This window comes from Flavobacterium sp. (assembly GCF_035760125.1).
In the GTDB taxonomy this organism is placed as follows: Bacteria; Bacteroidota; Bacteroidia; order Flavobacteriales; family Flavobacteriaceae; genus Flavobacterium.
In genome coordinates, this window is record NZ_DASTTN010000212.1 from 1 (window position 1) to 9002 (window position 9002).

The following is a 9002-nucleotide window of genomic DNA, read 5'->3' on the forward strand; positions in this document are numbered from 1 at the left end:
TTGGAAGAAACAGTTGCCCAAATTGAAGAAACAGAAAAAATAGAAGAGCCTGAAACTGTAGATAAAGAACTTTAATACAACTTTTATTCAAAATAATTCTAAGCCCCAATTTCGGGGCTTTTTTTTATAAAAGAAAAGATATTTAAAACTAAATTTATAACTCTACCAATTTTAAATTTGCATTATAATGTCTAATTTCACCAAATTTTATTTTTCTTATTCAATAGTAACAAAATGAAACATTGGGACATCCTTCTATCCAATCAAGTTGACAAAAAAACCTTTATAAACACTTTATTATCTGGAGAAATTCAGGGGGAATTATCGGTTTTCAATACACTAAAAGGAATCCTGTATTCAGACATTTCCATTCAAAAATTAATTGAAGAAGAATACCAATATGAATCCATTGAAGCTACTGCCGAATCCAACCGAAACCTACGCACCTTTTCATCTGGAGAGCGAAAAAAGGAGTTTTTAAAATATTGCCTCAAAAAAAATCCTGACTATATCATTCTAGACAATCCTATGGATCATTTGGACCATAATTCCCGAATTGAATTAGCTATGGCTATTGAGGCTATCTCAAGTTCTGTTCGTATTATTCAATTGGTAAATCGAACTACTGATTTATTTCCTTTTATTGCCAATAAAGCACACATATCAGATAATTCATTTGACTTGAAATCCATAAATACAATCGAAAATAATTCATTAGAAAATGGCAGCCATAAAATACCGATTCACAAAGAAGTTTTCAATGACGGTGTTCTTATAAAAATGAATTCTATATCCGTTTCCTACGATGATAGACCAATTATAGATTCACTGTCCTGGACTATAAAACAAGGTGATTTTTGGCATCTTATTGGACCAAACGGTTCCGGAAAAAGCACTTTACTGTCCCTAATTTCAGGTGACAATCCCAAAGGTTACGGTCAAGATGTCGAACTCTTTGGTAGAAAAAAAGGAAGTGGCGAAAGTGTCTGGGAAATCAAGAAACAAATCGGTTTTTTCAACACGGCCATGACCGACTTGTTCAATAAAAGTTATAGTCTGGAAGAAATGATTCTCTCCGGATTCTTCGATTCCATCGGATTATACACAGAACCCACAACCTTACAGCGAAAAATAGCAACACAATGGCTAGAAGCGATTCAAATGAGCCATCTAAAAAACAAAATTTTCAAACGCCTTTCTATCGGACAACAAAGAGTTGCTCTTATCGCCCGAGCAGTTATTAAGCATCCTCCCCTATTGATTCTGGACGAACCTCTTGAAGGTTTGGATGACCAAAATATAGCATTGGTAACACAACTTATCAATTTGATAAAAAAAGAAACCAATATAGCTATCCTATTCGTTTCCCACCGAATGGAGCCGAGTCTTTCCCCGGATTCCGTTTTGGAATTAACCCCAAGCCAAACAGGTTCTAAAGGAGTGATAAAACATCATTTAGGAACTGAAATAAAGTAATCGTAATCCATAAAAAAAGCCCCGCAAAATGCGGGGCTTTTATATTCTATCTTTAATCTTCTTCGGCATGATGTGATTTCGAATATCCTCTCCATTTTTCGATACAATCCTTAAAATCCTGAGGCAATTCTGTGTCAAAACGCATCATTTCTCCAGTATTTGGATGTACAAAACCAAGTGTTTTGGCGTGCAATGCCTGACGTGGCAAGGCTTTGAAACAATTTTCGATAAATTGTTTGTATTTCGTAAATGTAGTCCCTTTCAAAATCAAATGACCACCATAACGCTCATCATTAAAAAGTGGATGGCCAATATGCTTCAAATGCGCACGAATCTGGTGTGTTCTTCCTGTTTCCAATCGACATGAAATCAAAGTCACATACCCAAAACGCTCCAAAACTTTATAATGTGTTATAGCAGGTTTTCCTATTTCAGGATCGGCAAAAACAGCCATCTGCATGCGGTCTTTCAAATGTCTCGCCAAGTTCCCTTCAATGGTTCCTTGCTCTTCGGTAACATTACCCCAAACCAATGCAATATATTCTCTTTCGGATGTTTTGGCTTCAAATTGTTTCGCCAAATGCGTCATCGCTGCTTCAGTTTTGGCAATAACCAACAATCCCGAAGTATCTTTGTCGATTCTATGAACCAATCCGGGACGCTCGCTGCTGTTCATTGGCAAATTCTCAAAATGAAACGCCAATGCATTCACAAGTGTTCCTGTATAATTCCCATGACCGGGATGTACTACCAATCCAGGTGGCTTATTGATTAGTAAAAGTGCCTCATCTTCATAAACAATATCAAGCGGAATATCCTCTGGATCTACTCTATTTTCAAAAGGCGGATGTGATAACATAACCTGAACCACATCAAAAGGTTTTACTTTATAATTGGACTTTACAGTCGCATCATTTACAAAAATATTCCCTTCGGTGGCTGCGTTCTGAATTTTATTTCGTGTTGCATTTGGAATCAAACCCATCAAGTATTTGTCAATTCGCAAAATGGCCTGCCCTTTCGGAACCTCAAACCTGTAATGCTCAAATAACTCTTCGTCTAAATCCTCTATCGTTTCAATATTATTGTTCATTTGTTGTTGTTTCTTGTGCTGGTGGAGTAGCTGTACTGTCCACTGCTTCTTCTTGATAACTCTCTTTTCCGTCTCCCAAAACCAAATCAATTTTAGATGCTTTCAAGACTCTGTCCCCTACTTTCACATTTCTGCCTTTATAACGCATTTCCAAGACCATGTCTTTTCCTAAATTAGGAACATATGTAATAGTTCCCGCTTCAAGTCCCAATGCCTTAAGTGTTGGCACTGCTTCACGATACGTTTTGTCAATCAAATCCGGAATTCGAACAGACGAAAACCCAGATGAATTAATCTTAATATATACTTTTCTACCTACTTTCACCTTTGTTCCAGGCATAGGATCCTGCTCCACTACACTGTATTTTGGATAATCTCCCCTAAAATCTACACTGTCCAACAGTTCATAATCCAAATCCAATTCATCCAGCTTATCCTCCACTTGTTCCTCTGTCAATTTTCTCAAATCAGGAACTGCAATTTCATGACCATGATCGGTTGTAAATGTCAACCAATGCATGAATAAATAACCCAAAACTGCAATAATGGCAAGTGCAATCAACACCTGTCCGAAAAATACACGACTCGTAAGATATTTTTTTAAGCTCATAAATATTTTTATTTCCCGCAAAGATAAAGCTATTTCGTTTCAAAAAAAATGATAATTTTGTTTAATAGTATTTGCCTTTCCAAGCATCATTCAAGGCAAGGAGCTATTTCCCGCTATTCGTTGCAATCTTTTTATTTTTAAAGGAAAAATAAAAAGGATTTCCACTGCTATCGGGGCTAGGGAATTAGTTTTCAAAACAACATTTAGAATTAAAAAATTAAAATCACAGTATTACAATTGCACTTTAAAAAAATCGTGTAATTCATGTAATTTGTGCCAAAATCAAGAAAAATATGAAAAACATTGCCATCATCATGGGCGGCTATTCAAGCGAATACCAGATTTCACTAATTAGCGGAAACGTAGTTTACCAGTTTCTGGACAAAACCAAATACAATGCTTTCCGCATCCATATTTTTAAAGAAAAATGGGTATATGTTGATGCCAATGATGCCGAATTTCCAATAGACAGAAATGATTTTTCGGTAAACATAAACGGAACCAAGCAAACTTTCGATTGCGTTTTCAACGCCATTCATGGAACTCCGGGTGAAGATGGATTGATGCAAGCTTATTTCGAATTACTAAACATTCCACAAACCGCCTGCGATTATTACCAAGCAGCGTTAACCTTCAACAAACGTGATTTATTGTCGGTATTGAAACCATACGGAATCAAAACAGCTAATTCCTATTACCTAAACAAAGGCGACGTTATCAACACGGAGGAAATTGTACAAAAATTAGGTTTGCCATGTTTTGTAAAACCAAACAAAGCTGGTTCTAGCTTCGGAATTTCAAAAGTAAAAACCGCTGCCGAATTGCCTATCGCCATCGAAGTAGCCTACAAAGAAGACAACGAAATCATCATAGAAAGTTTCCTTGACGGAACCGAAGTTTCTGTTGGAGTCATCAACTACAAAGGAACCGTTACCGTTTTACCAATAACCGAAATTATCTCTGAAAATGATTTCTTCGATTATGAAGCTAAATACCAAGGTAAATCACAGGAAATTACGCCCGCAAGACTTTCGGATGAAATGACTCAAAAAGTGGGAGAAATTGCAAAACGCGCCTATGAAGTTCTAAAAATGAAAGGATTCTCTCGAAGCGAATTCATCATTGTAGACGGCGAACCACACATGCTCGAAATGAACACTATTCCTGGCCTTACCACCGAAAGTTTGATTCCGCAACAAGCCAAAGCAGCCGGAATTTCACTGGAAGATTTGTTTACCAATGCTATTGAGTTGGCAATTAATTAAGTTACTGAGTCGCTAAGATTCTTTAAACCAAAAACAATGAATAAAACCAGAATTGAAGCCTTTAGCGATGGCGTCTTAGCCATTATCATTACCATAATGGTTTTAGAAATAAAAGCACCCGAAGAAGATAGCTTTGAATCCTTAAAACACTTGATTCCAGTTTTCTTAAGCTATGTTTTGAGTTTTATATACGTTGGGATTTATTGGAATAACCATCATCATATGTTTCAAGTGGTTAAAAAAGTGAATGGCTCTATTTTGTGGGGCAATCTTTTTTTACTCTTTTGGCTGTCCTTGATTCCGTTTGCAACAAGTTGGATCGGAGAGCATCATTTTGCAGCAACACCTATGAGTATTTATGGTTTTGTTTTATTGATGTGTGCTATAGCTTATAATTTACTCCAAAATAAAATCATAAAATTAGAAGGTAAAGATTCAATTTTGCACCGCGCAGTCGAAAAGGACTTAAAAGGTAAAATATCAGCATTAGCGTATCTTTTGGCAATTCCCTTAGCTTTTGTCTCGCCTTGGATTTCTGGTTTACTTTATATTGCAGTAGCGATGCTTTGGATTGTTCCAGATTCAAGAATTGAAAAACAACTAAATTAAATTGAAATGAAAAAAGCCATATTCCCGGGATCGTTTGACCCTATCACTTTGGGACACGAAGATATTATCAAAAGAGGCATTTCGCTTTTTGATGAAATTGTAATTGCCATTGGCGTTAATGCCGAAAAAAAATACATGTTCAGCCTCGAGGAAAGAAAACGTTTCATTGAGGAAACATTCAAAAACGAGCCCAAAGTTACCGTTATCACTTACGAAGGTTTAACGATTGACTTATGCCATAAAATCAAAGCCGATTTTATACTAAGAGGACTTCGCAATCCAGCCGATTTCGAATTCGAAAAAGCTATCGCCCACACCAACCGAAGATTATCCAAAATAGAAACTGTCTTTTTATTGACCGCAGCCCGAACTTCCTATATAAGCTCTAGCATTGTAAGGGATGTTATCAGAAATCATGGTGAATACGAAATGCTGGTTCCAGAGGCGGTAAGGGTTAAATTGCATAAGTAATATTCGCTAGCGCTAATTTTTCGACCGACCATCAAACACGCCAAGCATCAATAAAAAAGACTTAGAATGAATATAAGAATAGCAGACGAAAAAAAAGATTACGACAAAGTTTGGGATATTTTTACAGATGTTATTTCAACAGGTGATACTTATGTTTTTGATCCAAAGACACCTAAAGACACATTACATAAAAATTGGTTTGCTGACAATATGGACACTTTCGTTGCGATAGACGACAATGACGAAATATTGGGCACTTATATTATCAAGCCTAATCAAATTGACTTAGGTGACCACATTGCAAATTGCGGTTATATGGTAAACCCAAAATATCACGGCAAAGGAATAGGAAAGATTTTATGTGAACATTCAATAAAGTTTGCTAAGGACAAAGGATACTTAGGAATTCAGTTTAATATTGTTGTAAGCACAAATACAAATGCGGTAGAACTTTGGAAGAAGTACGGGTTTAAGATTATAGGAACAACACCAAAAGGTTTTAGACATAAAGATTTAGGACTTGTAGACACTTACATAATGTTTAAAGACTTACAGGACAACTAATAAATTCAACTAACAACCAAAAACATAAACTTGCAAAACCTGCCATTTAACCGTAATTTTGCAATCTAAAATAACACACACTTTATAATGAGCTTCGAAAGAGAATTAAATAAACGCAGTGGTTCACAATGTGAATTATGTGCTGCCACCGAAAACCTAAAAGAGTACCAAGTACTGCCTACCAAAAAAGGAGGATTAGACGAAAGCATTTTTGCTTGCCCTACTTGTATCGACCAAATTGAAAATCCAGGTCATGAAGACCTAAACCACTGGAGATGTTTGAATGACAGTATGTGGAGCGAACACATTCCTGTTCAAGTTGTCGCTTGGAGAATGTTAAGCCGTTTGCGCAAAAATGGTTGGCCACAAGAACTTTTGGAACAAATGTATCTTGACGAAGACACACTGGAATGGGCACAAGCCACAGGAGAAGGAGAAGATGATGAAAATAAAATCATACACCGCGATGTAAATGGCGTGATTTTAACTCATGGGGATTCTGTTGTGTTGATCAAAGATCTAAAAGTAAAAGGATCGAGCATGGTGGCCAAACAAGGAACTTCGGTACGTAACATCCGTTTGGATCACGAAAATGCAGAATACATTGAAGGAAAAGTAGATGGACAACAAATTGTGATTATCACTCAATACGTTAAGAAAATATAATTTCGGTTTTCATAAAAACAAAAAAACGTCCCAATAAATCGGGACGTTTTTGTTTTATAATGCTTATATTCAATTAGCTTTTTTGAAATAATTTTTCAACTTGCTCTTTTGATAATGGCTCAGAAATATGAGTAGAAGTTGCATCTTTGCTTGAAACCATAAACTGTACAGTTGTTTTATCAGAACTTGCAATATAATGCAACCAAACATAATTATTAGGCAATTCCAATTTCACGTCATTCAAGGGGCTAGAAGTAAATCCTTTTGATATGATACCATAAAGACTTTGGTAAGCATTATCAACGTTTTTAAAAGTAAAAGCCTTCAAAGCGGCCTCTTCATCTTCACTTTGCACAGTTGTGTAAAAAAAGGTGAAGTCATCTCCAATTTTTTGAACATAAAAACTATTATTTACTCTTCCCAATTTCTCAACTGGCACAGTTTCAACAACTTTAATTTGGCTAAAGCCAATAGAACTAATAAACAAAACAGCAATCGCAATAATTTTTTTCATAATTTATTTGGGGTTTAATGATATACTTGATAGGTAAGTATTTGTTAGCAAACATAATAATAAAAAGAAACAACTCCTTTGTATTATTATGTTTTTATCAACAGTAATTTATTTTTTTTGTTTGTAAATTAACACTACAACTCACAAGATTTTGAAATTCTGGGTTTTAAAAAGCAGAAAATTACTCCTCTTCTTTTTTAATAACCTTCCTTGCCACTTCAATTTTGAATTTCTTGCCTTTCATTTTTTCATCTTTTACATGATGCAATAAATCTTTGACCTTATTGAATTTCACTGCAGCAAACGAGATAAAATCTTTCACTTCAATTAATCCCAAATCTCCTTTTTCCAGTTTCCCTTTTTGGGAAAAGAAACCTACGATGTCAATTTTATTGAGTTTGTTTTTCTTTCCGCCGCTAATATAAATGGTTTGAAACTCGGGCGGTTTTGGCAGTGTGATTACATTTTCCACATTGAACACTTCCATGCCGTAATCCAGATATTCCATTTTTTTCTCACTCTCATGAGCAATCACATAAGCAGTTCCCGAAGCCAACATACGGGCAGTACGCCCATTTCTATGAGTAAACTCATCTTCTTTCAAAGGCAGATGATAGTGAATTACATGCTTCATTTCAGGAATATCCAAACCACGCGCGGCGAGATCGGTGGTGATTAAATAACTCATACTTCCGTTACGGAATTGAATTAAAGCTCTTTCTCGCTCGTCCTGATCCATTCCACCATGATAATAAGTGGCATAAATTCCTTTTTCGTTCAAGGTATCGCTTATACGCTCTGCAGCATCACGATGATTGCAAAAAACAATTGCCTGCTGGGATTTTAAAGAACAAATCAAATTAAACAAACTTCCTAGTTTGTCTTTTTCTTTCGAAACAACCATTTTGGTAGCCAAGTTACTTTCTTGTTCCTCTTCGGTTGGGATAAAATCCAAAATCGTAGGATTCACAACTCGAGTGTATTTTGGAATTTCAATATCCGATGTAGCTGAAACCAAAACACGTTTGTTTAGTTTACTCAGTTTACCAATAATGAAAGACATTTGTTCGTGGAAACCTAACTGCAACGATTTGTCAAACTCATCCAAAATCAAAGTTTGGATTTTGTCTAATCGAAAAGTGCCTCTGTCGATATGATCTGCGATTCTACCCGGAGTTCCTATCAAAACAGCTGGTGGATTGCTTAAGTTTTTAATTTCTGTATCAATGGAATGCCCGCCGTAGCACACATTCACTTTGTAATCAGTTCCCATTTTCTTCCAAACCTGTTCAATTTGCAATCCCAATTCTCTTGATGGAACTAGAATCAAACATTGAACGGATAGAATTTCGGGTTGTAACATTTCGAAAATTGGCAATAAAAATGCCAATGTTTTCCCAGAACCTGTTGGAGAAAGTAGTAAAACATTATTGTCATTTAGAATGACATCTTGTGCAACTTCTTGCATTTCATTTAGGCTTTCGATACCTAAATTCAATAATATATTGTTGGAATGGTGTTTCTTATTCATTTTGCAAAGGTAGTCAAAAATAACACTCTGTTTTCAATACTGAAATCGCCCATTTTCTATCGCAGAATTGCATAGTTTTTATGGCTAGCAATTCTGGGGTTATTTTTTGAAATGATAATAAAAAAGCAAAATATCTCCCTTTAGCCCCGATAGAAGTGAAAATCCTTTTTGTTTTTTCTTTAAAAACAAAAAGATTGTAACGG

At 35.7% G+C, this 9002-nt stretch carries 11 protein-coding genes; 6 read left to right on the forward strand and 5 right to left on the reverse strand.

Going from position 1 to position 9002, the window contains the following annotated elements:
• Nucleotides 1–234: 234 nt before the first annotated feature.
• Nucleotides 235–1476, forward strand: a complete 1242-nt coding sequence (locus VFS71_RS07825) for an ATP-binding cassette domain-containing protein (RefSeq protein ID WP_326400369.1) — start codon at nt 235–237, stop codon at nt 1474–1476.
• Nucleotides 1477–1528: 52 nt separating this feature from the next.
• Here the strand turns inward: VFS71_RS07825 and VFS71_RS07830 are convergent, their stop codons facing one another.
• Both VFS71_RS07830 and VFS71_RS07835 read right to left on the reverse strand, forming a co-directional pair.
• Nucleotides 1529–2569: an RluA family pseudouridine synthase gene (locus VFS71_RS07830; protein ID WP_326400370.1), complete on the reverse strand. Its 1041-nt coding sequence runs from the start codon at nt 2567–2569 to the stop codon at nt 1529–1531.
• Entirely contained in the window at nt 2559–3179 is a 621-nt protein-coding gene (locus VFS71_RS07835; RefSeq protein ID WP_326400371.1) for a PASTA domain-containing protein, read from the reverse strand. Before VFS71_RS07835 ends, VFS71_RS07830 begins: the two co-directional genes overlap by 11 nt.
• 293 nt (nt 3180–3472) lie before the next feature.
• Here VFS71_RS07835 and VFS71_RS07840 point away from each other — a divergent pair, with 293 nt between their 5' ends.
• The 5 genes from VFS71_RS07840 to VFS71_RS07860 all read left to right on the forward strand — a co-directional run bounded on the left by VFS71_RS07840 (nt 3473) and on the right by VFS71_RS07860 (nt 6754).
• Nucleotides 3473–4444 carry a D-alanine--D-alanine ligase gene (locus VFS71_RS07840; protein WP_326400372.1) on the forward strand — a complete coding sequence of 324 codons (972 nt, stop codon included), beginning with the start codon at nt 3473–3475 and terminating at the stop codon, nt 4442–4444.
• Nucleotides 4445–4480: 36 nt separating this feature from the next.
• Complete coding sequence (locus VFS71_RS07845; RefSeq protein WP_111408876.1) at nt 4481–5053, forward strand: TMEM175 family protein; 573 nt, start codon at nt 4481–4483, stop codon at nt 5051–5053.
• Between the two features lie 6 nt (nt 5054–5059).
• Nucleotides 5060–5524, forward strand: coding sequence for a pantetheine-phosphate adenylyltransferase (gene coaD, locus VFS71_RS07850; RefSeq protein ID WP_326400374.1), 465 nt, complete (start codon nt 5060–5062; stop codon nt 5522–5524).
• 66 nt (nt 5525–5590) lie between these two features.
• The gene (locus VFS71_RS07855) at nt 5591–6088 is read left to right on the forward strand and encodes a GNAT family N-acetyltransferase (protein WP_326400375.1); all 498 of its coding nucleotides are present in this window, start codon (nt 5591–5593) and stop codon (nt 6086–6088) included.
• Nucleotides 6089–6175: 87 nt separating this feature from the next.
• On the forward strand, nt 6176–6754 hold the full coding sequence (locus VFS71_RS07860; RefSeq protein WP_326400376.1) for a PhnA domain-containing protein: 579 nt from the start codon (nt 6176–6178) through the stop codon (nt 6752–6754).
• Nucleotides 6755–6827: 73 nt separating this feature from the next.
• Here VFS71_RS07860 and VFS71_RS07865 read toward each other — a convergent pair whose 3' ends face one another.
• The 3 genes from VFS71_RS07865 to VFS71_RS07875 form a co-directional block, all read right to left on the reverse strand.
• On the reverse strand, nt 6828–7268 hold the full coding sequence (locus VFS71_RS07865) for a hypothetical protein (RefSeq protein ID WP_326400377.1): 441 nt from the start codon (nt 7266–7268) through the stop codon (nt 6828–6830).
• A 181-nt stretch (nt 7269–7449) separates the two neighbouring features.
• On the reverse strand, nt 7450–8799 hold the full coding sequence (locus tag VFS71_RS07870) for a DEAD/DEAH box helicase (RefSeq protein ID WP_326400379.1): 1350 nt from the start codon (nt 8797–8799) through the stop codon (nt 7450–7452).
• Between the two features lie 13 nt (nt 8800–8812).
• On the reverse strand, nt 8813–9002 hold a 190-nt coding region (locus VFS71_RS07875; protein WP_326400380.1), incomplete at its 5' end, for a hypothetical protein.

What these genes read in the sequence shown, in the direction of transcription:
- VFS71_RS07865 (WP_326400377.1), bottom strand. Translation starts at nt 7,268, where the DNA reads ATGAAAAAAATTATTGCGATTGCTGTTTTGTTTATTAGTTCTATTGGC.
- VFS71_RS07855 (WP_326400375.1), top strand. Translation starts at nt 5,591, where the DNA reads ATGAATATAAGAATAGCAGACGAAAAAAAAGATTACGACAAAGTTTGG.
- VFS71_RS07840 (WP_326400372.1), top strand. Translation starts at nt 3,473, where the DNA reads ATGAAAAACATTGCCATCATCATGGGCGGCTATTCAAGCGAATACCAG.
- coaD (WP_326400374.1), top strand. Translation starts at nt 5,060, where the DNA reads ATGAAAAAAGCCATATTCCCGGGATCGTTTGACCCTATCACTTTGGGA.
- VFS71_RS07845 (WP_111408876.1), top strand. Translation starts at nt 4,481, where the DNA reads ATGAATAAAACCAGAATTGAAGCCTTTAGCGATGGCGTCTTAGCCATT.
- VFS71_RS07835 (WP_326400371.1), bottom strand. Translation starts at nt 3,179, where the DNA reads ATGAGCTTAAAAAAATATCTTACGAGTCGTGTATTTTTCGGACAGGTG.
- VFS71_RS07870 (WP_326400379.1), bottom strand. Translation starts at nt 8,799, where the DNA reads ATGAATAAGAAACACCATTCCAACAATATATTATTGAATTTAGGTATC.
- VFS71_RS07830 (WP_326400370.1), bottom strand. Translation starts at nt 2,569, where the DNA reads ATGAACAATAATATTGAAACGATAGAGGATTTAGACGAAGAGTTATTT.
- VFS71_RS07825 (WP_326400369.1), top strand. Translation starts at nt 235, where the DNA reads ATGAAACATTGGGACATCCTTCTATCCAATCAAGTTGACAAAAAAACC.
- VFS71_RS07860 (WP_326400376.1), top strand. Translation starts at nt 6,176, where the DNA reads ATGAGCTTCGAAAGAGAATTAAATAAACGCAGTGGTTCACAATGTGAA.